23 protein-coding genes are annotated in these 24,521 nt (G+C 58.5%); 8 read left to right on the top strand and 15 right to left on the bottom strand.

Going from position 1 to position 24,521, the window contains the following annotated elements:
* The first annotated feature begins 17 nt into the window (after nt 1–17).
* Nucleotides 18–623, top strand: coding sequence for a DUF2238 domain-containing protein (locus msub_RS04695; protein WP_048494941.1), 606 nt, complete (start codon nt 18–20; stop codon nt 621–623).
* Here msub_RS04695 and malT read toward each other — a convergent pair.
* On the bottom strand, nt 620–3,376 hold the full coding sequence (gene malT / locus msub_RS04690; RefSeq protein WP_048494940.1) for an HTH-type transcriptional regulator MalT: 2,757 nt from the start codon (nt 3,374–3,376) through the stop codon (nt 620–622). The two genes, msub_RS04695 and malT, sit on opposite strands and share 4 nt — an antisense overlap.
* A gap of 248 nt (nt 3,377–3,624) precedes the next feature.
* Between malT and msub_RS04685 the strand changes: the two genes are divergently transcribed.
* Genes msub_RS04685 through msub_RS04670 form a run of 4 tightly spaced genes read left to right on the top strand, consistent with a single transcriptional unit; the run spans nt 3,625 to nt 8,209 of the window.
* On the top strand, nt 3,625–4,425 hold the full coding sequence (locus msub_RS04685; RefSeq protein ID WP_048494939.1) for a C39 family peptidase: 801 nt from the start codon (nt 3,625–3,627) through the stop codon (nt 4,423–4,425).
* Between the two features lie 53 nt (nt 4,426–4,478).
* On the top strand, nt 4,479–5,489 hold the full coding sequence (locus msub_RS04680) for a hypothetical protein (RefSeq protein ID WP_048494938.1): 1,011 nt from the start codon (nt 4,479–4,481) through the stop codon (nt 5,487–5,489).
* 38 nt (nt 5,490–5,527) lie between these two features.
* Nucleotides 5,528–7,153 (top strand): OmpP1/FadL family transporter, encoded by a 1,626-nt coding sequence (locus msub_RS04675; RefSeq protein ID WP_048494937.1) that lies wholly within the window; start codon nt 5,528–5,530, stop codon nt 7,151–7,153.
* Nucleotides 7,154–7,198: 45 nt separating this feature from the next.
* A complete protein-coding gene (locus tag msub_RS04670) occupies nt 7,199–8,209 on the top strand; it encodes a MalM family protein (protein WP_048496976.1) in 1,011 nt (336 codons plus the stop codon).
* Nucleotides 8,210–8,213: 4 nt separating this feature from the next.
* On the opposite strand, the gene msub_RS04665 is transcribed toward msub_RS04670, so the two are convergent.
* From msub_RS04665 to msub_RS04655, 3 genes are read right to left on the bottom strand one after another with little or no spacing between them, the layout of a single operon-like run.
* The gene (locus msub_RS04665) at nt 8,214–9,245 is read right to left on the bottom strand and encodes a polysaccharide deacetylase family protein (RefSeq protein ID WP_048494936.1); all 1,032 of its coding nucleotides are present in this window, start codon (nt 9,243–9,245) and stop codon (nt 8,214–8,216) included.
* A gap of 43 nt (nt 9,246–9,288) precedes the next feature.
* Entirely contained in the window at nt 9,289–9,933 is a 645-nt protein-coding gene (locus msub_RS04660) for a DNA-J related domain-containing protein (RefSeq protein WP_227506639.1), read from the bottom strand.
* 49 nt (nt 9,934–9,982) lie between these two features.
* Complete coding sequence (locus msub_RS04655; protein WP_048494934.1) at nt 9,983–10,627, bottom strand: TetR/AcrR family transcriptional regulator; 645 nt, start codon at nt 10,625–10,627, stop codon at nt 9,983–9,985.
* 72 nt (nt 10,628–10,699) lie between these two features.
* Between msub_RS04655 and ttcA the strand changes: the two genes are divergently transcribed.
* Nucleotides 10,700–11,614 (top strand): tRNA 2-thiocytidine(32) synthetase TtcA, encoded by a 915-nt coding sequence (gene ttcA, locus msub_RS04650; RefSeq protein WP_048494933.1) that lies wholly within the window; start codon nt 10,700–10,702, stop codon nt 11,612–11,614.
* A gap of 13 nt (nt 11,615–11,627) precedes the next feature.
* On the opposite strand, the gene msub_RS04645 is transcribed toward ttcA, so the two are convergent.
* The 9 genes from msub_RS04645 to ccoN form a co-directional block, all read right to left on the bottom strand.
* Nucleotides 11,628–12,323, bottom strand: a complete 696-nt coding sequence (locus msub_RS04645) for a sulfite exporter TauE/SafE family protein (RefSeq protein WP_048494932.1) — start codon at nt 12,321–12,323, stop codon at nt 11,628–11,630.
* Nucleotides 12,320–12,577, bottom strand: coding sequence for a cbb3-type cytochrome oxidase assembly protein CcoS (gene ccoS, locus msub_RS04640; RefSeq protein WP_048494931.1), 258 nt, complete (start codon nt 12,575–12,577; stop codon nt 12,320–12,322). Before ccoS ends, msub_RS04645 begins: the two co-directional genes overlap by 4 nt.
* Nucleotides 12,578–12,615: 38 nt before the next feature.
* Nucleotides 12,616–15,066 (bottom strand): heavy metal translocating P-type ATPase, encoded by a 2,451-nt coding sequence (locus msub_RS04635; protein ID WP_048494930.1) that lies wholly within the window; start codon nt 15,064–15,066, stop codon nt 12,616–12,618.
* Nucleotides 15,063–15,578 (bottom strand): FixH family protein, encoded by a 516-nt coding sequence (locus tag msub_RS04630; protein ID WP_048494929.1) that lies wholly within the window; start codon nt 15,576–15,578, stop codon nt 15,063–15,065. Before msub_RS04630 ends, msub_RS04635 begins: the two co-directional genes overlap by 4 nt.
* A 47-nt stretch (nt 15,579–15,625) precedes the next feature.
* Complete coding sequence (gene ccoG / locus msub_RS04625; RefSeq protein WP_048494928.1) at nt 15,626–17,056, bottom strand: cytochrome c oxidase accessory protein CcoG; 1,431 nt, start codon at nt 17,054–17,056, stop codon at nt 15,626–15,628.
* Between the two features lie 127 nt (nt 17,057–17,183).
* On the bottom strand, nt 17,184–18,074 hold the full coding sequence (gene ccoP / locus msub_RS04620; protein WP_048494927.1) for a cytochrome-c oxidase, cbb3-type subunit III: 891 nt from the start codon (nt 18,072–18,074) through the stop codon (nt 17,184–17,186).
* Entirely contained in the window at nt 18,071–18,256 is a 186-nt protein-coding gene (locus tag msub_RS04615; protein WP_048494926.1) for a CcoQ/FixQ family Cbb3-type cytochrome c oxidase assembly chaperone, read from the bottom strand. Before msub_RS04615 ends, ccoP begins: the two co-directional genes overlap by 4 nt.
* A gap of 4 nt (nt 18,257–18,260) precedes the next feature.
* Nucleotides 18,261–18,869 (bottom strand): cytochrome-c oxidase, cbb3-type subunit II, encoded by a 609-nt coding sequence (ccoO, locus tag msub_RS04610; RefSeq protein ID WP_048494925.1) that lies wholly within the window; start codon nt 18,867–18,869, stop codon nt 18,261–18,263.
* Nucleotides 18,870–18,884: 15 nt separating this feature from the next.
* Complete coding sequence (gene ccoN, locus msub_RS04605; RefSeq protein ID WP_048494924.1) at nt 18,885–20,315, bottom strand: cytochrome-c oxidase, cbb3-type subunit I; 1,431 nt, start codon at nt 20,313–20,315, stop codon at nt 18,885–18,887.
* A 220-nt stretch (nt 20,316–20,535) separates the two neighbouring features.
* Here ccoN and msub_RS04600 point away from each other — a divergent pair, with 220 nt between their 5' ends.
* Nucleotides 20,536–21,183, top strand: a complete 648-nt coding sequence (locus msub_RS04600; RefSeq protein ID WP_048494923.1) for an alpha/beta family hydrolase — start codon at nt 20,536–20,538, stop codon at nt 21,181–21,183.
* 20 nt (nt 21,184–21,203) lie between these two features.
* On the opposite strand, the gene msub_RS04595 is transcribed toward msub_RS04600, so the two are convergent.
* Nucleotides 21,204–23,042 carry a sensor domain-containing diguanylate cyclase gene (locus tag msub_RS04595; RefSeq protein WP_048494922.1) on the bottom strand — a complete coding sequence of 613 codons (1,839 nt, stop codon included), beginning with the start codon at nt 23,040–23,042 and terminating at the stop codon, nt 21,204–21,206.
* 115 nt (nt 23,043–23,157) lie between these two features.
* On the opposite strand from msub_RS04595, the gene rlmM reads away from it, so the two are divergent.
* On the top strand, nt 23,158–24,234 hold the full coding sequence (gene rlmM, locus msub_RS04590) for a 23S rRNA (cytidine(2498)-2'-O)-methyltransferase RlmM (RefSeq protein ID WP_048494921.1): 1,077 nt from the start codon (nt 23,158–23,160) through the stop codon (nt 24,232–24,234).
* Here the strand turns inward: rlmM and msub_RS04585 are convergent.
* Nucleotides 24,231–24,521, bottom strand: a complete 291-nt coding sequence (locus tag msub_RS04585; protein ID WP_048494920.1) for an antibiotic biosynthesis monooxygenase family protein — start codon at nt 24,519–24,521, stop codon at nt 24,231–24,233. The two genes, rlmM and msub_RS04585, sit on opposite strands and share 4 nt — an antisense overlap.

Genomic DNA, 24,521 nt, shown 5'->3' with positions numbered 1-24,521 from the left:
GAAACGGGAGTGAAAGGATGAACAACAGACTGGCGCCTGTAGCCTGGGTAGGGGTATTTCTGGCCGTGTTTGTGTGGTCTGCCATCAACCCGAAAGACTGGGCTACCTGGGTGCTGGAGGTATTGCCAGCCATCGTGGGTTTTGGCCTGGTTGCGTGGTGTTTCTTCCGGTACCCGCTGACGCCCCTGGCGTACCAGCTGATCCTGGTGCACGCGGTGATCCTGATGGTCGGCGGCCACTACACCTATGCCGAGGTACCACTGTTCGACTGGTTCCGGGACTGGTTCGGCTGGGAGCGCAACAATTACGACAAACTGGGCCACCTGGCCCAGGGCTTTGTGCCGGCCATCCTTGCCCGGGAACTGGTGATACGTTTCGGCGTATTTGTCCACCGGGGCTGGCGCTCGTTTTTTATTGTCTGTTTCTGTCTGGCCTTCAGCGCCTTTTATGAGCTGATTGAATGGTGGGTGGCCCTGCTGAGTGAGGAAGCCGCGGAAGCGTTTCTGGGCACCCAGGGTTATGTCTGGGATACCCAGTCGGATATGGCCTGGGCGCTGTCCGGCGCTATCCTTGCCCTGATTCTGCTTGGCGGTGTTCACGACCGCCAGTTGCAGCGGAGCTAGTCCCCCTGGATCTTGCTCAGCAGGTCCTTGGCCAGCTCGATGGCCTCTGAGCGATGGCTGATGTTCTGTTTCTGGTAGAGACTCCGGATATGGGTCTTGACGGTTGTCGAGGCCACTTTCAGGTGTTCCGCGATCTGGTCATTGGAGAGCCCGGCGTGGATCAGGCTCAGGATCTGCCACTCCCGCCGGGTCAGAGGAGAGGTACGGATCAGTTCCGGCACGTCCGGCCGGTCGATGATATCCTGGATGATGGCCTCATCCAGCGAGATCCGGATAGCCCGGCTGAAATCTCGCTGCTGCTGGGCCAGTTGAATCAAACGTTCTGCCCGCTGAAGTTCCATGCCTTCGATGACTTCCTCGTTGATCAGTGCCTTGAGCAGCACAATCAGCTCCTTGCCCAGGCGCAGGAAACTCCCGACTGCCCCGGTGGTGCTTGCCAGTTCCAGGGCGATTTTCATGTGTCTGAGCGACTGATTCCGGTCATCAAGCTGCCAGTACAGGTAGGCAAGGCCGATGTGGTTGCGGTTCAGATCGGTTTTCAGACCGAATTTCCGTGCCACTGATGTCAGCTCTTCCAGCAGAGGCCGTGCCAGCTCGAACTGGCCCAGGCTAATCAGGGCCCGGGCCTGGTTGCGGCCGTTGCACTGGTAGAAATGATTGGTCGCATTGGCCGGATCGCAGGGTGGAGCGACGGTGAGCCAGCGCTGGATGGCATCGCGATCCCGCACGGCATCCCAATAGGACAGCATGGTGGCATGGGCATTGGCGACCCAGTCCAGGTGATAATCACCGGCCGCCAGCATTTTCTGGATCTTGGCGATGTAGTCGGCGCACAGGCTCTGGCGGCCCCTGGCCTGAGCAACCTTGGCCAGGGAGGTGTAGCTCTGAACATACCAGCGCTCCCCCTGGGCCTCCAGAATCTCGATGCCTTGCAGCGCGCAACGCTCGGCGCTCTCAAGATGATGCCATTCCCACATCACCTGGCTGCGGATACGGAACAGGAATTCCAGAATCGGGAGGTGGTTCAGCTGGTTGTCCTCGGCATACTGGAAGGCACGCTCCTGAATGTTGTAGGCCTTCTGTAAAAGCCCCATGGCAACACTGATTTCGCTCTGCTGACACAAGGCCCAGATCACGTTCTGGTGGGCCTGATGGGCTCGGGCAAGATGCTCGGTATCCTGCATGCGGGCCAGCGCTTCCTCCAGTTCGCCCCGGACGAACAGAGCCTCACCGATGACCGAAGCTGCTGCTACCCGCGATGTGGGCAGATAGCGGGCCTCCTGCTCGATCGCTTCCCGGGCGAGGATCAGCGCCCGGTCGCCATCGCCATAATTCATCGCCACCTGGGCACGGATCGCACTGAACTCGCCATGAACGGCCCGCTGGGTATCCTCACTCATGGATGCCTGCAGGCGCGCCTCCGCTGCTGAAAGCCAGTTCTCAACCTCATCGAACCTGTATTGGCCCTGGGCCACCCAGGCCCTGAGCAGAGTAAGTGTGGGATCATCAGCGATGAAGTCCTGGGGCAGGGTGTCAAGGCAGCGCTGAAGCAGGCTGAACTGGCCCTCGGTAAAAAATTTCCGCCCGTGGATGGTCAGAACCCGGGTAATTCGCGCCGGATCTTCGGCGGCAATGGCGTGCTTGGCCGCTTCCTCGGCATGATTCAGCTCCAGCCAGGCATCCGCCGCCCGTTGGTGCAGCTCTGTCTGGTTTTCCCGGGTGGTGCAGGTCAACAGATGGCGCAAGTAGACCGAAAACAGCGGGTGATAGCGGAACCAGAGGGCAGAATTGTCCACGGGCGTAATGAACAGCCCCATGGAGAGCAGGCTGCTGAGCAGGGCCTGGCCATCGGCGTCGTCCATGACCCGCATCACCATGCCGGCGTTGAAGCGTTCGAGAATGCTGGTACGCATCAGAAAGCGGCGCTGCTGCTCGCTCAGATTACTGCCAACGAGTTCATCGAAATAATCAAAGATGTTCTGGTTGCCGTGCTCCAGCTGGTCGACAAATTCGCTGAACTCGACACTGGTTGCTGCTGAGGCCGAGAGTAATTGCAGGGCGGAAATCCAACCCTCAACCCGGCGCACGGCGCGTTCGATATCCTCCCGGGCGATCTCGAACGGCAGACGACTCTGGAGGTACTGTTGTGCTTCGTCGGCGGCGAAGCCGAGATCGCGAGTGGTGATTTCCGCCAGGCGCCCCTGCATGCGTAGCTGGGCCACCCCCACGGGCGGCATGGTGCGACTGAGAAGGACCAGGGTCAGGTAGCCCGGCAGGTGCCGGAGCAGAAAACGCAGTGCGTCGTGGATCTCGGGGCTGGTAATCAGGTGGTAATCATCCAGCACCAGATAGAGCGGCGCGTCATCCTGAGGTAACCCGGCCAACAGATCGGTGAGAAAGTCCTCAAGCCCCGGGTAGCCCTCGGACTGGAGGGTGTCCAGAACCTGCTGGCAGCTGCCTTCCGTCGCCCTGTTGAGCGCATTGCCAAGATAACCGGCAAAGCGTTCGGGGTGGTTATCGCTGGTTTCCAGCCGGAACCAGGCAGCCCGCGCTTTCAGAGCGACCAGTCGCTCGGCAATAGTGGTGGTTTTGCCGTATCCGGCAGGGGCATGAACCAGCAGCAGGCCGACCGGCTCCAGATCATGCAGCACTTCGTTGAACCGGTCTCTGGCAAGCAGGGCCGGGGGTGGAAGCGGGCTCTGGTTTTTGGCCGCAATAAAGGTGATCTGTCCCGGATTCAGTGTTGTTGTCATCAGGATCTGCGTCTGGAAATAAAGTGACTGGATTGCAGTTGATACCGACTTTGGGTAGTTGCGTCAACTCTCGCGGGCCTTTGGATAAGGCCATGAACCGGTTCTCAAATAGCGCTCCGAGGGCCCCTTCCGCAGCGACAGATTTGAGGCACAGTTATCTTTCAGGGCTCAGGGATTTCGGTATCTTACCGTAACAACATGTAACCCGGTAAATGCCGGGGGCAACAAAAACAGGAACGTCGTCTGACATGCTGCTGGTGCTCGCTGGATCCATTCTGACATTCGCCATGGTGCAGGAAGCCACTGTGGTCGAGCCCTATGAAAAAGGCACCATGGTTATCCAGCAGGATGTGGATTCAAGTCCTGTCACGCTGCGCTCCGAGGTAAGGGTTGAGCCCCTGGTCGAACAGAAATTCCGCAATATTGTTCGCCAGGCCTACGACTACAGTTGCGGCAGTGCGGCACTGACAACGGTGCTGAACTTCTATCTGGGGCGCACGCTGTCCGAACGCCAGGTGATGGAAGGTCTGCTCCACTATGGTGAAAGCGAGCGGATTGTTGAACGCCGGGCATTCTCCATGCTCGATATGAAACGTCTGGTGACTGCACTGGGCTATCCGTCCGGCGGTTTCCGGGCCACCATCGATGACCTCAAAGACCTGGATCATCCGGCAATCGTTCCGATTCATCATGCCGGGTTCAAACACTTTGTCGTATTGCGGACGATCCGGGATGGGCGCGTCTACATGGCCGACCCTTCGGTGGGCAATATTTCGTTCACCCTGGCGCAATTCGAGGAAAAGTGGGACGACAACGTCTTGTTCATTGTCTTCCCGGGCGGTGACAAGCCCCTCGATAACCTTGAGCTGAAAGAGGAAGACCTGCGCTTTGTGGATGACCAGACAATGACCCTCCTGGCGCTGGAACGGATACCGGCGTTTCACGAGTCCACGCAGCGGCGAATCCAGAATCTTCTGGAACGGCAGAAAAACAATCCCGACGGCAGTGTCGAGAACACCAGAAAGCAGTTGCACTACCGTCGTAACTAATTTTCCGGGTGACCCCCGGCAGGAACACTACAAATAAAATTAAGGGAGTCAGGATGAATCGTTGGTTTGTGCGAGGCTTTATCCTCTTTTCGACGGCAGGCCTGCTTCCGGGCATGGTACTGGCTCAGGAAGGAAGTGTGGATCAGGCCCGGGAGGCGTTGGCCCGAAAGGAAGGCGACGAGGACGCTTCCCAGCAACTTGAGGAAGTGTTCCAGGCGGCGGAGAAGAATTATTCGTTGCAGAAGAAGGGCACGCACTCCCTGAACTACTCGTTCGACTATTCCTATACCGGCGATCAGCGGCTGGACCTGGCCATTACCAACGGTTCGGTCAGGAACCTCGATGTCGTGCCGTCTGCAACCCACAGCTTCACCAACTCGTTTTCCTACGATTACGGCCTGCTGGATAACCTCACGGTTGGTACCCGTATTCCTCTGGTGGTCAAGTACGACACTCAGGACGAGCTTAGCGTCTATGATTTCGGCGACATTTCCTTTACAGGTCGCTGGCAGCCTTTCGCCTATGTTCCCGGCAAGATGTCCACGACCCTGTTCGGCACACTGTCTACCAAGACCGGCGTCAGCCCTTTCGAGATCGATATCAACGAGCAGCTTTCCACGGGCAGTGGCTATTACTCTGTCGGTGGCGGGGCCAGCCTGTCCAAGGTGCTGGATCCCGTCGTGATCTTTGGTTCGGTGAGCGCGACCTACAATCTGCCAGCAGAAGACCTACAGCAGGTGCGCGGTGCCCGGCTGCTGGAATCCGTTGATCCCGGCCTGGGGCTCTCCGGGTCGGCCGGCTTTGCCTATTCCCTGTCGTACGACATCTCGCTCAGTATCTCGGCCCAGTTCAGCTACAGCGATGAGACGGTGCTGACCTTCTCCAACGGTGACAAAGCCGTAGCCCAGGACCAGATGTCCGGATTCCTGAGCATGTCCCTGGGTACCCGCGTCAGCGATACCACCATCGTAAACACCAGCCTCGGCATTGGTTTGACAGAGGACGCACCGGACTTTTCTCTGGGCGTATCCCTGCCGATTAACTTCTCTGGTCTCAAAGAGTGATTGGTGTCGTTGACGATTTACGGGAAGGGAAGGATTCCATGGGACAGAACAGCCACAACCGGCAGATTCTCGCGGTTCTGCTAGCCTCGACCATCTCGTGTGGTGCCCAGGCCCAGCTGGCGCAGAACCTGACCATTCATCCCAAGGCCCTGGCACTTGGCAATGCGGTCACGGCGGATCCTCCCGGGATCATGGCAATACATTACAACCCGGCGGGTCTGACCAAACTGGAAGGGCGCCAGCTGGAAGTCAACCTGATGAGCGTCTATCTGGATATCGACGCGAACTTCATGGCGCCTGAAGGTTACGAGATTTTCGGCATCGACGGGCTGGAGATTGACCCCCGCACCGGCAGGCAGCGGGATCCGGTTGCCAATACCCACAGCCATACCAACAACGTGGCGCTGTATCTGCCTGGCTATGGCATTCTGCGCGCGCCACCGGGGCCCGCTCTCGCGCCATCGGCAGGTATCAGCATCAATCCCCCCGGGTCGAAGCTGACCTTTGCCAACGCTTTCTACCTGCCCATGGCAGCGGGCTTTTACCGGGACAAGGACGATCCCGGCCGATACCAGCCTCAGGCGACTGCCTTGCAAAGGACCACCTATCTGTCGCCGACCATCGGGTACGAAATCAACGACGAATGGTCGGTGGGCGCGGGCATCCATCTGTCGCACATGGGGATCGCAGCGGACCAGTACATGCGTGCGCCCAACATGCTGTTGGGTGTCGCGGAAGTGCTGCAGGACGCCTTCAACTGTGAAAGTGGTGATGAGCCACTTCAACCCTGGCTTGCCCTGTGTGGCGGGAATGTTGGCCCCTGGGACGATATTGGGGCCCTGAACGTCAACGTTCAGGACACTCTATCACCCACCTATGCCCTTGGTGTGATGTGGGAGCCGACGGAGTGGTTCAGCTGGGGGGCGAGTTACACGTCCGAAGCCGATATGAACCTGAAGGGCACCTTCGAAATCCAGTACACCGACGACTGGTCGGGCTTCTGGCAGAGTGTCAACAGCTCGGTACTGGGTGCCATTACGTCCGCCATTCTGAGCCTCCCGTCCGGTGCCCCCAGGGAGGCCGGCAATGTCAGCATGGATCTGGTCTACCCCCAGCATTTCCAGACCGGCATCAGCGTGGATGTGCACCCGAAGCTGACCCTGAACGCTGACATTGGCTGGACCGACTACGAACAGTGGGACGCCTTCGTGTTCCGTTTCGACCGGAACCTGGAGTTTCTGAATGCGGCACGAATCCTGTCTCCGGAGAACGCAACACCCAATACCCTGAGACTCCCGCTGGGCTTCAAGAGCCAGTGGAACTGGGCGTTCGGCATGGAGTTTCATGCCTCCTCCCGGCTCGATCTGCGGGCGGGGGTGGAAATTCGGGATTCGGTAATTCCGGATGATCAGCGCCAGGTTATGGCCCCGTTTGGCGGTGCGAATCTTTACAGTGTCGGGATGGGGTATCAGTGGGACAAGAATACCCAGATCGATATGAATCTCAGCTATCTTCAGTCGATAGAGTCGATCCCTGCGAATACCAGCTGTAACCTGAACTGTGACAATATCACCAACATCATTTACAACCCGTATGCAGGCCTGGATGTCAAAACCTCGCTTCGGGTGGTGATGGCCGGCCTCAGTTTCCGTACAAAATTCTGAGAGCCGCCGCAAACCATAGGGTAGGTGTTCCCAGTGACCAACAGCATGTTCCTGAAATCCGCATTCTGCCTGTTGCTTGCCACAGCGCTCACCGGCTGCCAGGTTGGTGGCTCCCCGGTCTCTGAGCGGGAGGGGTATTTCACCTGGGTGGACGAGCAGGGCAGGGTCCGGTCGTCACCGATTGTCGGAACCGACGGGCAAAGCAAGGGGAAGATCGCTGGCGAAAAGGCTCTCGAGCCAGGCGAGCAACCAGCACTTGATGAGGAAACCGAATACACCCTGGAGAATTACCCGGACGCCGAACAACTGGCCAGGGACGGTTATGTTCGCCCCGGCCAACGGCAACCCTATTTCACATGGCGGGACGCGCAGGGCAATGTCCGGGTCAGTTATTACCGGCCTGACACCCGCACGGATCAGCAGAAAGGGCTGGTTGAGCCGCCCGTCCGCATTACCGAAGCCCGTGTGTATCATGCCGGCGACCAGCAGGTGGCCCCTGCGCCCGTGCCCGGATATGACCCCGATGCGTTCGCCATTCTTGGCATTGAGCCGGCTGCCGATGATTTTCTCGCCCGTTTTTCCGCCAGTTGCTGTGAGTCTCTGGAGACTCAGGGCTACCAGAGCTGGCAATCCGGCCGGGAGTTTGGCGTCAGACTCTCCGAAAGCTCTAGTGTTCATTCATTCCTGACCGGCGCCAGCCCCTATCAGCTGGTGGCGCTTCCGGCTGCGGATAAGGGTGGCAGCCTTGTTTTCCGGCTGCGTTCCTACGCCCGGAATGGCGTATTCGTACCATCGGTGGTGTTTCTTGGCGAGCGCATGGAGCCGATCCGTCTGGTCACGGATCTGGTGATGGATTTCGAACCGGAGAGCTGGCACCAGCGAGGCTATCTGGAAGCCTGGATCCCGGCCTTTCCAGACCGGGGCGAGCGCTGGATGGTGCTTTTCACCCGCAAGTCAGATCTGGAAAGCCAGACCGTCATCGAAACACCCTCCGGCCCGCAAAGCATTCCCCACGTACGGCATGGCGAGATCGGAGTGATGCAGGTAGAGGACTGACTGTTCAGTCTTCCGGCCTGCTCAGATCCAGCCATTGCTGCGATAGCCAGTAGTAGCTGCCGCCGCCCGCCGGATGGGTGCAGTTATAGCGAAACCGCCTGCTGCTGAAAGGCTCCGACGCTTTCACCCTGACAATCCCGTCAACCACGTCAAAGCCGATCCGGCCCTGACCCGAGGCGAAGCAGGTCAGCCGGCCGGCACTCATGCCTGAATCCAGCGGGAAGCTCAGGGTCGGCGGGTTGTCGGAAATCACTCCATCCGGCAGTTTCCCGGTGTCGATGGGAAAGGCCTTGCTGCGAAGTTTGGTCTCGAGGCTGCTCAACTGCCCATAGGCGTTGGCCATGGGAAAGCGGGGCAGCCGCGTTGTGGCGTATTCTGGCCCGATGGCACCGGACTGCTGGCCGTATCCAAACCACCCCCGTGCCACCAGTTCTTGTTCGAGCGCCTGGTCAAATTCGCCATAGGGATAGGCAAAAAGGGGCGCGGCAGCGCCGAGCTTGTTATCGAGGGTTTTCTGGGCAGAATCCAGGCTGTTGGCGACGCGGGTTTGCCATTCGCTTTCAGCCTCGCCGGGCTTCCTGGCCAGGTGGCCGTGGTCGGCACTGTGGTTGGCGATGGTCACACCCTCACGCCCGGCCAGTTCTTTAATCTGCGCCCAGGTCATGTAGCCATTGCGGCCGACCGCCTGTGTATTGACGAAGATGGTGTAAGGATAGCCTGTCGACGCCAGCAGGGGCGCGGCTTCGGTGTAGACTGACTTGTAGGCATCGTCGAAGGTGATGGCAATGCGGTTGTCAGTCCCGGCCTCGCCGGCCAGGGTTTGTTGTGTACCCTCAAGCAGACCAACCACCTCGAGACCCAGCTCCGAGATCATGTCCAACTGGCCCTCAAACAGTGAGACCGATGTGGACGTTGCTGACGGTGTGGAGTCGCTTACATGGTGATACTGGAGCACAACAAGGTCAGCCCTTGCCGCGAAGGCCGCGACCATCATTGAAAGGAGGGCGAGCGGTCTGACGAGTGTTCTGAATGGCATTATCTCTCCTGGCTTGGCTGGAATACGACGCTATCGGGACCGGTCAGGTGCTGTGCCGGAAATGGGCTTTCAGAACCGCGAATGCCTCGTTCAGGCGCTGGATGGTTTCCGTCCTGCCACCGCGGTCGGGGTGCGCTCGCATTACCGCGCGCCGAAAGCGTTGCTTTACCGACGAAAAATCCGGCGGCAAGGCCTCGAACCCCAGCACCTCGGCGGCGGCTCTGGTTTCCGCCTGAGCCGGCCCGTTGCCGGAGCGACCGGCCCAGAAATCGTCCATCATCTGGTGTATTGCGTCTTCCGGCAAACGATAATGGGAAAGGTCCAGATAGAATTCCCGCAAGCCATCGACACCGTCCGGTACCCCCGTGCCACTAATGACTCGCTGAGCCTCCAGGCGGATATTCAGAGGCGAAATCCTGAGGCTCTCGCCGGTTTCAGAGAGCCGGTCCCGCAACCGGTACAGTACGTGGAACAGCAGAAAATGGACGGGGTAAAGTTTTTCCGGTTCATTGAAACTGACCTTTCCGAGCAGCTCCCACGGCGGCCTCTGAAGAGCCTTGATCAGTGCCAGCTCATTCATTCCCGCAGCCGCCCCCCGAAGCTCATGTTCCACAGCAACAAGCAGGTGTTGAATCTGTTGCTCAATCAGGGCGGCGGTGTGGGCCGCCTGCGGTGATGTGGGGCTCATGCTGGAGTGGCTATCGGTCATGAACCCAATGGTAGGGGACTCCGGGCCATCAGGGAAGTGTCTCCAGTCGAGGAAGCCCGCCGAGAAACAGTGTCGTTGAGAATCGTGTGGCGAGCAAGGCTTCCGCCTCTGCGCTTTCCGGCTTCCTGTGGGCGCGTTTCGCAACGGCCAGACTGGTTTCACAGGCAACTCCGAAAAACGCGGCGCAAAGGTACTCATGGTCGACGTTCGGGAGAAGCCCTCGCGCCATGGCATCCCGGACATCTTCGTCAAGCGAACGCATTGCCAGACCCAGGATATCCGAGCCGAACAGTTCCCGAAGTGCCCGGTCATTGCGGTGGGCGAGTTCATAAACCAGCGGGTCCTGGGCGGTTGCGCTGTAGAGGGCCATGTAGGCGTAATGGATAAAGTCCTGGGTGTTGTCTGCGGCCCGGCGGTAGCGGGTCAGGTTGTCGTTCAGCCGGGTGAGGAAATCGGCAAGCAGGGCGGCAAAGATCTCCTGTTTGTTTGAAAAGTAGTTATAGAAGGTGCCCGCGGCCAGATTGGTGCGGCGAACAATGTCCCGGATGGTGGAGTTGTCATAGCCCCGCTCCCGAAAACATTCACGGGCGGCCTCCAGGATGGCCGTGCGGTTTCGTAGGCGGTTCTGCGCCCGTTTCCCGGTCGCCTGTTCTTTTGGTTGCAACTTATCCATGTCGGTATCCTGTCCCTGAATGCCTGTGACGCGTATAATTCCCCGTCCATTTACCTTGTGAACGTCGTTGGTATGCCCGAAGCAATGATCGCCAGTCCCGAACAGTCTCTTGATCCAGAGCGCGAACGCCGCCAGAAACTGGAGTTGAACAAGCTGCAGAAACGTCTGCGCCGCGAAGTCGGGCAGGCGATTGCCGATTTCTCGATGATTGAAGCCGGTGACAAAGTCATGTGCTGCCTCAGCGGCGGTAAAGACTCTTACGCCATGCTGGACATTCTGCTGAACCTGCAGAAAAGTGCACCGGTTTCGTTTGAGTTGATCGCTGTAAACCTCGATCAGAAGCAGCCCGGCTTCCCGGAGGAAGTGCTGCCCGAATACCTTGAGTCCATGGGTATCGAGTACCACATCATCGAGAAGGACACTTATAGCATTGTTAAGGAAAAAGTGCCTGAAGGGAAGACCACCTGCGGCCTGTGTTCCCGTCTACGTCGCGGAATTCTCTATAATTTCGCGGCCGAACATGGCGTCACCAAGATTGCCCTTGGCCATCATCGGGACGATCTTCTGGAAACCCTGTTCCTGAACATGTTCTATGGTGGCAAACTGAAATCCATGCCGCCGGTTCTGCACAGCGATGACGGCCGAAATACCGTGATCCGGCCGCTGGCGTTCAGCCGGGAGAAAGACATCGCGCGATACGCCGCCCTCAGGAACTTTCCGATTATTCCCTGTAACCTTTGCGGTTCCCAGGAAAACCTCCAGCGCCAGGTGATCAAGGACATGTTCCAGAGCTGGGACAAGCAGCACCCGGGGCGTCTGGAAACCATGTTCCGGGCCATGTGCAATGTTGAACCGTCCCATCTGGCGGATACCAACCTCTATGATTTTCGGGAGGGAAAGCGTCTGGGTGGCAAGCGTCAGGCGGTGCAGACCGCGGAACCGCAAGAGGAGGGCACGTTCGGGCGCCTGGATGTGCTGAACATCTGACTCTCGGCCAGATTCAGCCCAAATGCCCGACCAGTTGCTGGAAGGGCAGCGTCCAGAGGCCGAACAGGATCAGCAGGGCACCGGTGATTTTCCGGAATAGCCGGTGTGTCTTCAAACCCTGGATCCAGCCTGCGGCATAGCCTGTTGCCAGCATTGACGGCAGGGTTCCCAGCCCGAAAAACAGCATGGTCAATGCGGCAGAGCCCACGGTCGGCTGCAATGCTGCCCAGCCGAGGGTGCTGTACACCAGTCCACAGGGCAACCAGCCCCACAGAGCACCCAGGGCCAGCGCCTGGCCGCCATGATTGACCGGCAGTAAACGCCGGGTCAGGGGGGACAGTCGGGCCCAGACGGGGGCGCCAATCCGTTCGACATAGCGGATACCCTGCCACCACCGGGCCATGGACAAACCCATGAAGATCAACAGAATGCCTGCGAGGGTTCGCAGAACCAGGCCCGCCAGCGCCCACTGGCTGGCGGCAAAGGTGCTGGCCAGCGCTACCAGGGTGGCGATCAGAACATAGCTGCCGATGCGGCCGGCATTGAAGGCGAGCAGCATGGCAGACTGCCGCAGCCGGAAACCCTTGCCGACCGGCAGGGCCATGGAAAGCGACGCGCTGATGCCTCCGCACATGCCCAGGCAATGAGTGCTGCCGAGCAGGCCGATCAGAAAAGCACTCGGATAACTGAGGTATAGTTCCGGGCTCATTCTTTTCCGGCCTTCTCCTCTCCCGTGCCGGTTTCCTCGCGGTCATCGGATTGCTGAGTGGTGCCAGGTGTATCGGCCGGTTTATCAGTCCGGGCCTCGTCCGGGATCATGTCCTTGTCGTCATCGTAGAGTATCCGGTGGGCCGGACCCTCAAGGTCATCGTACTGGCCATTTTTTACCGCCCACGAAAACAGCCCAATGCCCAGCGCCACCAGTATGAGCATCAGCGGGACCAGGAACATCACAATTTGCACGGATTGATCCTCGCGAAAGAGAGTGTAGGGATACGTTATCAAGCTGGCGTCCGGGCGCCAACCAGGCCGTGGTCCGGAGTTTGTCGGGCCGGTGCCCGACCCAGCCTCAGTGCGTTAAGGACGACGACCAATGAGCTGACTGACATGCCCAGTGCCGCCAGCCAGGGCGGGACCAGGCCAGCCGCCGCCAGCGGCAGGGCGCAGGCATTATAGACGAGAGCCCACCAGAGATTCTGGCGGATAACCTTGCGGGTCTGGCGGCTGGTTTTCAGCGCTTCCACCAACTGTAACAGCTGGCCGTTGAGAAGTACCGCATCTGCCTTGAGCTGAGTCAGGTCTGCGGCTGATCCCATGGCCACCGAAATGCCCGCCCCGGCCATGGAGGGGAGGTCGTTCAGGCCATCGCCCACCATCATGATCTGACGCCCCTCGGCCTTCAGTTTTTCAAGTACCGCGAGCTTATCCTCCGGGGAGGCCTGGCCGATGGCTTCGTCAATCCCGAGCTCGCTGGCAACCTGGCTGACGTGGTCTGAGCGGTCCCCGCTCAGAAGCAGGGTGCGGATGCCTTCATCCTGTAGCGCCTTGATGGCGGAGCGGGCATCGTCACGGGGTTGGTCGTCCAGTCTGAAACAGGCCAGCCATTGCTGATCAGAGGCCAGCCATATTTCCATTCCCCGGTGTTGCCCGGTATCCGGACATGGCACCGTTATGTATTGTTCTACAAACCCCCGATGGCCGATATACAGTGAGCGATCCTGCAACCTGCCAGACAGCCCGCCACCGAGGTGGTTCTGAACCTGCTCGACAGGTGCAGCGGCGCGTTTTTGAAAAACCCTGGCAATGGGGTGCTCGGAGTATTGCTCCAGCCCCGCTGCGAGCTGCAGGCAGGCTTGTTGGTCCATGTTTCCGATGACCTCGGTTGCCACCAGGCTCAGTTCGCCCCGGGTCAGCGTGCCGGTTTTATCAAACACCACGGTGTCGACGGTGTTCATGGACTCCAGGGTATGTCCCCGGGTGGGCAGAAAACCCAGGCGCCGGAGCTTGACGGTCGCCGAGGTAATGGCTGTGGGTGTGGCAAGCGACAACGCACAGGGACAGGTCACGACGAGTACGGACAGAGTGATGTCGAAGGCGTTATCCGAGCCGGCCAGCCACCAGCCAAGCCAGACGATGGGTGCCAGGATGAGTACCCGGCTGACGAACTTGCCCGCCATCCGGTCAGCCATCCGCGCGACCCGGGGCTTTTCCGCCTGAACCCGGTCCAGAACCCGCAGAATGCCCGAAAGGCGTGTCTGGGCGCCGGCTTTAGTGACCCGGACATCCAGCGGGTTTTCGCCGTTGATGCTCCCGGCATGCACCGGGTCCCCGGGATACCGGGTCTCCGGGAGATACTCGCCGGTGAGCGCGGCCTCGTTGAGAGTGGACTGGCCACGGACAATGTCGCCGTCAATAGGCAGCGTTTCGCCCGGTCGCACACGGATGATATCCCCCGGCCTTACCTGATGCGCCGGGACGATTGTCGACTCATCACCGGTCACCAGCGTGGCAACTGTCGGCTGGAAGCCGGCCAGCGCGTTGCCTGTGAGGCCTGCGCGGTAGCGGGCCTGAACTTCGACGTACCGCCCGAGAAGCAGGAAGAAAGTGAACATGCACACGGACTCGAAGTACACCTCATCGCCACCAACGACCGTTACCCAGGCACTGGCGAGGTAGGCCAGACCAATGGCTATGGCCACCGGCACATCCATTGTCAGGTGCCGGCTGAGAACATCACGCCGGGCATTCCGGAAAAACGGTGCGGCACTGTAGAAAACCACCGGCGTGGCCACCAGCAGGCTGAACCAGCGGAAAAAGCTGACAAACTGGGGGGACAGGTCGTTGACCATCTCAAAATACAGGGGGAACGCCAGCATCATGCTCTGGAAGGAGCCAATGCCGGCAATTGCCAAGCGGATCAGCATGGAGCGATGCTCCGCCTTGAGCGCCCGTTCGGCTTCGTCCGCTTGATAGGGTCGGGCAGTGTATCCCAACTCATGGATGGCGATCAGAAGGTCGCTCAGTGGCGCCTGATCCCGGGACCAAACCAGTCTCGCCCGCTGGGTGCTGTGATTCACCGAGAAGGAGACCACTCCCGGTTGCTGCTTCATGTGGTTTTCCAGTAGCCAGATACAGGCCGCGCAGGTAATACCACCGATCAGTAGCTGGGCCTCCTGGGCGCCTTTCACCGATGCAACAAATGAGGTCTGTACCAGTGGGTGATCCATCTCTCTCAAGCGGGAGACCTCAGGGGCAGTCAACTGCCTCGGGGTAACCGCGGGCTCTGTCCGGAAATCGTAAAAACCGGTCAGCCCCTCGTTCTGGATGGTCTGGCACACCGCCTTGCAGCCCTGGCAGCAAAAATGGCGGGTTTTGCCGCCGAGCTCAAGGGTAATGGGCGGCTCACCGTCGGCCGGTTCGCCGCAATGAAAGCAATTCGGGGTGGTGGTCAACCTTGGGCATACTCCGCAGCTTTGACCGTAATGCCACTTTTCGAGGGAAGCCAGGTTTCGCCTTTCAGTCGCCATTCATTGGCCGGCCCCCTAAGATCGTAGTACCAGCGGCCCTTGATGTCTTCATGGAGCTGACCCACGAACTTGCCCGGGGCAACCTGCCGGAACTGGACGGTACGGTCCCGGTTCGCAAGTGTGGGGTGAAACAGGTTGAGGACAAGGTAGGGGAAGTCCGCAGGGCCATCATCGGTGCTCAGATTGATGGTGACGTTCCGCTCGTCGAAATCGATCTGGGCCTGCATGCCCAGGTCTGCCGCCTTCTCATCCCGGGCGATGGACATGTTGATGCCCCGGCCCTGCTTGGACCAGTCGTCCGTCACCAGGGAATTGTCCATGTTCATGGAAATCGTAATCGCAATGCTGCAATAAACGATGGATGCTGCCGGGAACATGATCAGAAACCAGAGCCAGGGCTGGCGGTACCAGGGGCTCACCGGTGCTTCATCAGTCATAAATCACTATCTCGCTTAAAAAGTTGGAGTCGTTGCCACATGATGGATCAGTCCGTTGGACCCACAAACCGGCTTTCAGTTTCAAGGGTCAGCGACGGATCAGTCTCCGAATGCGCCCTGAACAGGATTTCGGTATTGGATTCCTCAATGGACTCCGGCGGCACGTCAACGACCGTAGGCAATGACCGGTTCTCTCCGCTTTCGACGGTGACACTGGTTTCAGTCAGAATCCGGATGTCCTCCATGCCGCTCACTGACAGGGAGAAGGTCTGTGGCACTTCCGACATGTTGGAAATTTTCAGGGTATAGGAGTTCTCAATCCGGCCTTCGCCATTGAAGCTGTAGAGGGCGCCGCGGTCGCGCAATACATCCAGTTGGGCCGGAACCCGGGTGGCAATGATGAAAATGGTCGCCGCAATCATCAATGAGAGCACGGCACCGTACCCGAAGGTACGTGGCCTCAGAAGCTTCGATGGCTTACCTTCCAGTTCGTTCTCGGTGGTATACCGGATCAGGCCCCTGGGGTAATTCATCTTGTCCATGATCTCATCGCAGGCATCGATGCACAGTGCGCAGCCGATGCATTCGTATTGCAATCCGTCACGAATATCAATGCCCGTAGGGCAAACCTGTACGCATTGGCCGCAGTCAATGCAGTCGCCCAGTCCGACTTCGGCAGGATCAACCTCTTTCTTCCGCCCGCCTCTTGGCTCACCGCGGTTGGGGTCATAGGAAACCACCCGGGTGTTCGGGTCAAACATGACCGACTGGAATCGGGCATAGGGGCACATGTAGAGGCAGACCTGTTCGCGCATCCAGCCTGCGTTCAGGTAGGTGGCCACGGTGAAAAAGCCCACCCAGAAGTAGGCCCAGCCATTGGCCTGAAGGGTGAAAACATCCGCAAGTAGTTCCCGTATAGGATAGAAATAGCCGACGAACGTCAGCCCGGTAGCCAGTGCAATCAGTAGCCAGACCGCGTGCTTGGCGGACTTCTTGAAGATTTTCTCGGCCGAGCGGGGCGCCTTGTCGAGCTTCATCCGCTTGTTTCGGCTGCCTTCAATGCGTTCTTCCACCCACATGAAGATGAATGTCCAGACCGTTTGTGGACAGGTGTAGCCGCACCAGACCCGGCCGAACAGCGTGGTAATGAAGAACAGGCCAAACGCCGCGATGATCAGCATGCCCGACAGCAGGAAAAAGTCTTTCGGGTAGAACGTCATGCCATAGAGGTGGAACTCCCGGGCGGGAAGATCAAAGTGAATCAGCGGTTGACCGTCCAGAGTGAACCAGACGAACGCAAAGTACATGCCCATGAGCGCAAGCAGGCTGACATTCCGGATCCGCTGGAAGAAGCCTTTCACTTCCTTGACGTAGATCTTCTTGCGGCTGGCGTATAGCTCGACGTTTCCGGATTTGTTGTTTTTGTCGGAGGGGTCAGAGGATGGGTCAATCTGTTTGACCGGGATCTCACTGCTCATCGTTACCTCCAGATGAAAATGGTGTGGGGCGGCCGCCCCGGAGACTGCTGATCCTTTCAAGCCTGTGCCCGCAGGGCAGACACAGGGTTGAAAAGACCGAACCGGGGATAGACCCCGGTCGGGTGATTCAGTTTGACAGGCTGTATACGTAAGCAGCCAGTATCTGAATCTGGTCGTCTGAGAGGCGACCTTCCTGAGCGGGCATCTGGTTCTGACGGCCGTTCATCACGGTTTCCTTGATCCAGTCGTAGGTCGAGCCGTAAAGCCAGGTGTTGTCGGTCAGGTTGGGCGCGCCGATGGCATTGTTGCCTTTGGCGTTGGGGCCGTGACAGGCCGAACACGCCTGGGCGAAGATCTGCTTGCCGGCTTTTGCAGCCTCGGCATCCTTTGCCCGGCCGCTGAAGCTCAGAACGTAGTTGACGACCTGGTCAACCTGCTCATTGGTCATGTTTGGCATCACGCCTTTAGCGGGCATGTTGGCAATTCGGCCATTGTGCAGGGTTGTCAGGATGGCTTCGGGGGTTCCACCGTGCAGCCAGTCATCGTCGGTCAGGTTGGGGAAACCAACCTGGCCACGCGCAGCAGAACCGTGGCAGACAGCACAGTTGTTGGCAAACAGGCGCTGGCCGATCTTCATCGCATCGCCGTTTTCGGCCAGTTGCGGAACCGGCGTCTGACCAAATTGTGCGTAGATCTCTCCATATTTTTCCTCAGCGGCGGCAACTTCCGCTTGCCACTGATTGTGGGAGGTCCAGCCCAGCAGGCCTTTCCAGTTGCCAAGGCCGGGATACAGAGCGAGGTAGCCAAGTGCGAAAACACAGGTAGCGATGAACAGATAGAACCACCACTTGGGAAGGGGGTTATCATATTCCTCAATGCCATCAAAGGAATGGCCCATGGTGCGGTCGGTTTCGCTATCGGTCGGCTGGCTTTTACGGGTTGCCCAAAGCAGCCACCAGCAGCCAAAAACGGTACCAAGCACGATCACGCTGACCCAGATGCTCCAGAAGGTACTCATTGTTTTTTCTCCGTTTTTTCCTGTTCGAGCGTACGCTGCTCCACGTCGTCATCTTCGAAGATCAGGTGGGCTGCTTCATCGTTGGCCTTCTTGCGATGGGCGCTGTACGCCCACCAGACGATTCCAAAAAAAACCGCCATTACCAGAAGCGTGTGAATGCCGCGCAACTCATTAATATCCATGGGTTCACCGTTTTTCTGAAATCACCGTACCCAGCTGCTGCAGGTAGGCGACCAGAGCTTGAATTTCAAATTTGCCTTTAACCTCAGCGGCTGCATTGGCAATCTGCTCGTCGGTGTAGGGCACGCCCAGGGTCTGGAGGGTCTCCAGCTTTTCGGCGGTCTGGGTGAAGTCCACCCTATCCTCGAACAACCAGGGGAACGCCGGCATGTTCGATTCGGGCACCACGCTGCGTGGGTTGTAAAGGTGCTGACGGTGCCAGGCGTCGGAATAACGCCCGCCGACGCGCGCTAGATCAGGGCCGGTGCGCTTGGAGCCCCACAGGAACGGCCGGTCGTATACGAACTCACCCGCAACGGAGTAGTGGCCATAGCGCTCGGTTTCCGCACGGAACGGACGGATCTGCTGGGTATGGCACACGTGGCAGCCTTCACGGATGTAGATGTCCCGACCTTCCAGCTCGAGCGCTGACAGAGGCTCGAGGCCCTCAATTGGCTCATTCACGCTCTTCAGGAAGAACAGGGGCACTACTTCGGCCAGAAAGCCACCACTGATGGTCAGGATGATCAGTACGATCATCAGGCCGATATTCTTTTCAACTATTTCGTGTTTCATCTGATCTCTCTCCCGTTACGCCGGCTGTGTTGCCGCGTTGTCCTGCGCAACCGCATCTTTCTGGCGTACGGTCATGTAGACGTTGTAAGCCATAACAAGCATACCGCTCAGGAAGATTACGCCACCGACGAAGCGGACGAAGTAACCCGGATATGAAGCTTCCAGGGCTTCGACGAAGCTGTAGGTCAACGTGCCGTCTTCGTTGACAGCACGCCACATCAGGCCCTGCATGATGCCGTTAACCCACATGGCAACGATGTAAAGCACGGTACCAACAGTGGCGAGCCAGAAGTGAATGTTGATCAGGCTGGTGCTGTACATCGCCCGGAGACCCCAGAGCTTCGGAACCAGATGATAAATTGCGCCGATACTGATCATGGCTACCCAGCCCAGAGCGCCGGAGTGGACGTGGCCGATGGTCCAGTCCGTGTTGTGGGACAGGGCGTTTACGGTCTTGATGGCCATCATCGGGCCTTCAAAGGTGGACATGCCGTAGAACGACAGGGAGACCACCAGGAACCGCAGGATAGGGTCGGTGCGGAGTTTATGCCAGGCACCTGACAGGGTCATCATGCCGTTGATCATGCCGCCCCAGGAAGGCGCCAGCAGAATCAGGGACATAACCATACCCGCGGTCTGTGCCCAGTCCGGCAGAGCAGAGTAATGCAGGTGGTGGCCACCGGCCCAGACATAGGTGGCAATCAGCGCCCAGAAGTGAACGATGGACAACCGGTAGGAATAGACGGGACGGTTGGCCTGCTTTGGCACGAAATAGTACATCATGCCGAGGAAGCCCGCGGTCAGGAAAAAACCTACCGCATTGTGGCCCCACCACCATTGCATCATGGCGTCGGTGACACCGGCGTAGGCCGAATAGGACTTGAAGGCGCCGGCCGGCAGGGCCAGGTTGTTACCGATATGCAGAACGGCAACGGTAATGATGAATGCGCCATAGAACCAGTTCGCCACGTAAATGTGTGGCGTACTGCGTTTCATGATTGTTCCGAAGAACACCAGAGCGTAGGCTACCCAGACAACAGCGATGGCAATATCGATGGGCCATTCCAGTTCGGCGTATTCCTTGGACGAGGTCAGACCCTGCGGCAGGGTGATGATGGCACCGACCAGAATCGCCTGCCAGCCCCAGAACGTGAAGGCCGCCAGACCATCCGAAATAAGCCGTGCCTGACACGTCCGTTGAACAACGTAGTAGGAAGTGGCAAACAACGCTGAACCGCCGAATCCGAAGATTACCAGGTTAGTGTGCAGGGGGCGGAGACGACCAAAGTGCGTCCAGGGCATATCCAGGTTCATCGATGGCCAGACAAGCTGGGACGCGATCAACACGCCCATTCCCATGCCAACAATGCCCCAGACTACCGTCATGATGGCGAACTGCCTCACCACCTTATAGTTATATGTCAGGTTTGCATCTACTGTGCTCATAGCCTTACCAATGGGTTTAAAGTGGGGAAATATGCGGTCGCAAGTATGGAGAAACCATTAGCTGTTTGCAATGACTCAGGTCAACTCCTGACATCCGTCAAATGCGCCGAAATCAGCAACATGGCTTCCTTTTTCAAGGCGTTATTGGAGTTGTTTACCACGTGGAATCTTTGTTGCCTGGGGAGGAATGATAAACCCGTAAACCGCCGAGGTGAATTCTGTGAGGTTGATCAAGATCAAAGGTTGTGGGAATAGTGAGAATATTACACTGATTCTTGCGCACGGTGCCGGTGCTCCGGCGGATTCGCCCTTCATGGAGGCGCTCGCCAATGCTCTGAAAGCAGAGGGAATTACCACGGTCCGGTTTGAGTTCCCCTACATGCAGAAGCGTCGGGCCGATGGCAAAAAGCGACCGCCAGACCGGCAGGTTGTGTTGCTGGAGCACTTTTCCCTGCTGGTCGATGAGATGCGTGCAGAGCTGGGCGATGGTGGCCGGTTGTTGGTTGGCGGCAAATCCATGGGAGGGCGAATGGCCAGTCTTCTGGCCAGCCAGCGGGACGGTATCGATGGTGTCGCTTGTTACGGATACCCCTTCCATCCGCCGGGAAAGCCGGAGCAATGGCGTACCGGCCACTTCCATGAGGTGAGATCGCCAGCGCTGATTGTGCAGGGAACCCGTGATCCGTTTGGCAAGCCTGACGAAATGGTCGGCCATGAACAGGCGCTCGGATTCGTAAGGTTACGCTGGCTGGAGGGGGGCAACCACGATTTTCAGCCACTCAAGCGCCAACAGCTCACCTGGCGGGACCTGTTGGCCACCGCTGCCAGGGAAACACGGATTTTCATTGATGAATTTGTGACATCCTGAGGGACTGGCACATAGTGCCCTTATGCTTCGGTGGCTTGAGACAGCAGGGCACAGTTACGGCCCTCAGTTTTCGCCGCGTAGAGTGCTTCGTCTGCCCGCTCGAAAAGTTGGTCCTGGTTTTCGCCGGCGGCCAGGGAGGCGATGCCCGCGCTGAGGGTGATCCGCACCTCGGTGCCATCCGGTGCCGTTAAGGGTGTGTTGGCGATGTCGGCCAGCAACGCGTTACAGACGTTTCTTGCGCCAGAGGCGTCGGTTCCCGGTAGCAGGAGTGCAAACTCCTCGCCACCAAAGCGGATCGCAATATCCCGCGGGCGCTTCACATGGCGGCTCAGCATTTCTGCAATAAACTGAAGGCAGGTATCACCAAAGCTGTGACCCCAGGTATCGTTGATTCTCTTGAAATGATCCGCATCCACCAGAGCAAGGCTCAACGTGTGGCCTGTCCGGCGTGCTTCGGCACACAGTTCGGGGAAAATGGTATCCAGGTGCCGCCGGTTGTGCAGTCCCGTCAGGGCATCGTTCAGACTGAGGGTTGACAGCTTCCGGTTGGCCTTTTCCAGCTCCCGCATGGTGCTCCTGAGCTGTGCGGTGCGCTCGTGAACCTTGAATTCGAGCTCGGTCCGGGCATTGTGTTCCACCGCCAGCAGTTTTTCGTTGAGCAGGCGCCAACGCTGCACCATCGCGTAGTTGAGCAGAATGACCTGCCCGCCGACGGCAATTTGCATCAGCGCCTCCCTGGCCAGGAAGTCAGTGAGGTAGCCGAATGCTGCCAGCGCGTAAATCAGGCCGCCAATCAGCATGACCAGCCAGGCAAGCAGGTACCAGAGCGCTGGCTGATAACCCTGTTTCCAGCGAATGGCCGCAATGATGAAAAGGCTTGAGATGACTGCGAGTGTCAACACTGTGTTCAGCAGGATGGTTTTGCTGTAGGGCAGAACGAATGTCAGAGCGAGGAACCCGACGCATAGCCAGGCCTGGGTTTTAAGCGCGGTTTCCGAGGTGGTTCCGGGCGAGACGTCCAGAAATGAGCGGCCAAAAAGTGTCATGGCCAAGGCACAGAGAGACAACGAAAGCGGAATGGAGGTATTGGCAAGGTCGGTACTGTTTGACCAGAAATACTGATTGGCAAAGCCGCCCATCGCAAACAGGAAGAGCCCCAGGGCAGCCATGTAGAAGGCATTGTAAAAGTAGTATACCGTGCCGGAACTGAAGAACAGCAGCAGATTGAATACGGCGAACACCAGAAGTGCCCCGTAAAACAGCCCGTGGGCCAGTGTCAGGTGATTGCTGCCGGCAATGATTTCGGCAGGTGTTTCCAGGCTTAGAGGAACATTCAGGGCACCGCTGCTGTGAACTCTCAGAGTAATCGAGTGGGTCTCGCCTGCATCCAGAGTGACCGGCAGAAGAAAATACCGGTAGTCTATTCCCCGGGAGGAAAACGGGTGTTGATCACCGGTTACAAGAGACTCTGTAGTATCATGCCCTGTTTGCCAGAAGGTGATCTCATCCAGCAGCGGGTAATCCAGCTTCAGGTACCAGAGGCTTCGATGAGCCCCCGAGTTGCGGATGTGCAGATGCACCCAGTAAACCGACCGGGTGGCGCTGAAAACCAGGTCCCGGCCGTGGGCCGGAGTCCAGGCCAGATCCTCGGGAAGCTGCCCGGGTTCGGAAGCGTCATAGGCGGGTTCGCCGGGGGGCGCACTGTAAAAACAGACGTACTGCATCAGTGAATGGCGGGCACCGCTGTCTGTTGCATCGAGGGTTTGGCAGCCGATACGCAGTGACCCTGGATCAGGCGTGGCCAGGGCGGGAAAGAGTACAAGGCTCAGGACAATAAACATGCGCAAAACAGGCGACATTCGGCACTTCCCGCTGATATCAGATGTGGAAGTGTAGCCAGAGAAGACAACCGGCACTGTTAAACAGATTCAACTTTTGCGGGTTGTCATTCGGCCCGCCAACTTCGGGTAGTCCATGGAACAGATTCTGCTTTTTTGCCGGCCGGGCTTTGAAATCGAGGCCGGCCGTGAAGTAACCGATGCGGCCGCGGGTGAAGGTATTTTCGGATTCTTCGAGCCTGAAAAGGACCGTGGCCTGGTTCGTTTCTATCCCTCGGCTCCGGAAACCGCCGATGAGCTGATGGCGCGCCTGTGCCTGGAGGATCTGGTGTTTGTCCGGGACTGGTTTGTGGTGCTCGGAGAAATCGATCTTCCCGGGGCGGATCGGGTAAGTGCCATCATTGAGGGCCTGACGGAACTGGGGCGGGGGTTTCCGGGCTGCGCGCGTGTGGAAATCCGGGTGCCGGAAAACAATGCCGATAGTGATCTTGGCAACTTCGCCCGGAAGTGGGTGTCTCCACTCTCCAGGGGCTTGCGCGGCGCCGGCTTGTTGAAAGCAGACCAGAACCTGCCCGCACCGGCCCGCCTCGAGGTGTTGTTGCCGGATTTTTCCCGTGCGGTCGTGGGGTTCAGTCTCGCTACCAATCGGGCCCGCTTCGTGGGGGGGATTCCGCGACTGCGGTTGCCGGCGTCAGCACCCAGCCGCTCGGCGCTGAAGCTCGAGGAAGCCTGGAAGGTCTTCCTGCCGCCTGACCAGGAACTCGAGTATCTGGGTGGTGGCAAAAAAGCCGCGGATCTGGGCGCTGCTCCGGGTGGCTGGACCTGGCAACTGGTGCGCCAGGGCATGCTGGTGAGCGCTGTGGATAACGGGCCGATGAATCCGGAACTGATGGCCACCGGGCAGGTTGAGCACGTAGTGGCAGATGGCTATGGATGGCGGCCAAAGCGTGGTATTGACTGGATGGTCTGCGATATCGTGGATCAGCCCAGAAAGACCGCAAGGCTTGCGGTTAGCTGGCTTGCCGAGGGCCTCTGTCGCTACACCGTTTTCAACCTCAAGCTGCCAATGAAGAAGCGTTATGATGAGTGGCTGGTCTGCCAGGAAATTCTGGTGAACGGATTAAGGGAGGCGGGCATCGGATTTCGCCTCAGGGCCCGCCATCTCTATCATGATCGCGAGGAAATCACCTGCTTTATCGAGCGAACGGGTTAAGCGACAGTTTGCTCCAACACCGTGATCTTCTCGTCCTGATCCAGCATGGGAATCAGTTCCGCCATAAGGTCGTGTCGTTCCTCGGAGTGGTACCACCGGTCCCAGTCGGCCTCGGATCGCCAGTTGGCAAGAATAAACCGGTGATCAGGGTCATGTTGGTCGATCAGGGCTTCCCCGGAAATGAACCCGGGGGCGTTGACAGCTCTCTGGAGAATGATGCGCGAGCGTTCCGCGTAGGCTGTCTCCAGTGACTCAGCAATATGACGTTCGATGAGAACCCGGATCAT

The organism is Marinobacter subterrani (assembly GCF_001045555.1).
Taxonomy (GTDB): domain Bacteria; phylum Pseudomonadota; class Gammaproteobacteria; order Pseudomonadales; family Oleiphilaceae; genus Marinobacter; species Marinobacter subterrani.
This window is presented reverse-complemented; position numbering and strand designations above follow the sequence as displayed.

Coding starts and splice junctions, on each gene's coding strand:
- ccoN (WP_048494924.1), bottom strand. CDS start 20,315: ATGAGCACAGTAGATGCAAACCTGACATATAACTATAAGGTGGTGAGG.
- rlmM (WP_048494921.1), top strand. CDS start 23,158: ATGGAACAGATTCTGCTTTTTTGCCGGCCGGGCTTTGAAATCGAGGCC.
- ccoP (WP_048494927.1), bottom strand. CDS start 18,074: ATGAGTACCTTCTGGAGCATCTGGGTCAGCGTGATCGTGCTTGGTACC.
- ccoO (WP_048494925.1), bottom strand. CDS start 18,869: ATGAAACACGAAATAGTTGAAAAGAATATCGGCCTGATGATCGTACTG.
- msub_RS04675 (WP_048494937.1), top strand. CDS start 5,528: ATGGGACAGAACAGCCACAACCGGCAGATTCTCGCGGTTCTGCTAGCC.
- msub_RS04585 (WP_048494920.1), bottom strand. CDS start 24,521: ATGATCCGGGTTCTCATCGAACGTCATATTGCTGAGTCACTGGAGACA.
- msub_RS04595 (WP_048494922.1), bottom strand. CDS start 23,042: ATGTCGCCTGTTTTGCGCATGTTTATTGTCCTGAGCCTTGTACTCTTT.
- msub_RS04630 (WP_048494929.1), bottom strand. CDS start 15,578: ATGACTGATGAAGCACCGGTGAGCCCCTGGTACCGCCAGCCCTGGCTC.
- ccoG (WP_048494928.1), bottom strand. CDS start 17,056: ATGAGCAGTGAGATCCCGGTCAAACAGATTGACCCATCCTCTGACCCC.
- malT (WP_048494940.1), bottom strand. CDS start 3,376: ATGACAACAACACTGAATCCGGGACAGATCACCTTTATTGCGGCCAAA.
- msub_RS04685 (WP_048494939.1), top strand. CDS start 3,625: ATGCTGCTGGTGCTCGCTGGATCCATTCTGACATTCGCCATGGTGCAG.
- msub_RS04670 (WP_048496976.1), top strand. CDS start 7,199: ATGTTCCTGAAATCCGCATTCTGCCTGTTGCTTGCCACAGCGCTCACC.
- msub_RS04660 (WP_227506639.1), bottom strand. CDS start 9,933: ATGAGCCCCACATCACCGCAGGCGGCCCACACCGCCGCCCTGATTGAG.
- msub_RS04615 (WP_048494926.1), bottom strand. CDS start 18,256: ATGGATATTAATGAGTTGCGCGGCATTCACACGCTTCTGGTAATGGCG.
- msub_RS04655 (WP_048494934.1), bottom strand. CDS start 10,627: ATGGATAAGTTGCAACCAAAAGAACAGGCGACCGGGAAACGGGCGCAG.
- msub_RS04695 (WP_048494941.1), top strand. CDS start 18: ATGAACAACAGACTGGCGCCTGTAGCCTGGGTAGGGGTATTTCTGGCC.
- msub_RS04680 (WP_048494938.1), top strand. CDS start 4,479: ATGAATCGTTGGTTTGTGCGAGGCTTTATCCTCTTTTCGACGGCAGGC.
- ttcA (WP_048494933.1), top strand. CDS start 10,700: ATGCCCGAAGCAATGATCGCCAGTCCCGAACAGTCTCTTGATCCAGAG.
- msub_RS04645 (WP_048494932.1), bottom strand. CDS start 12,323: ATGAGCCCGGAACTATACCTCAGTTATCCGAGTGCTTTTCTGATCGGC.
- msub_RS04665 (WP_048494936.1), bottom strand. CDS start 9,245: ATGCCATTCAGAACACTCGTCAGACCGCTCGCCCTCCTTTCAATGATG.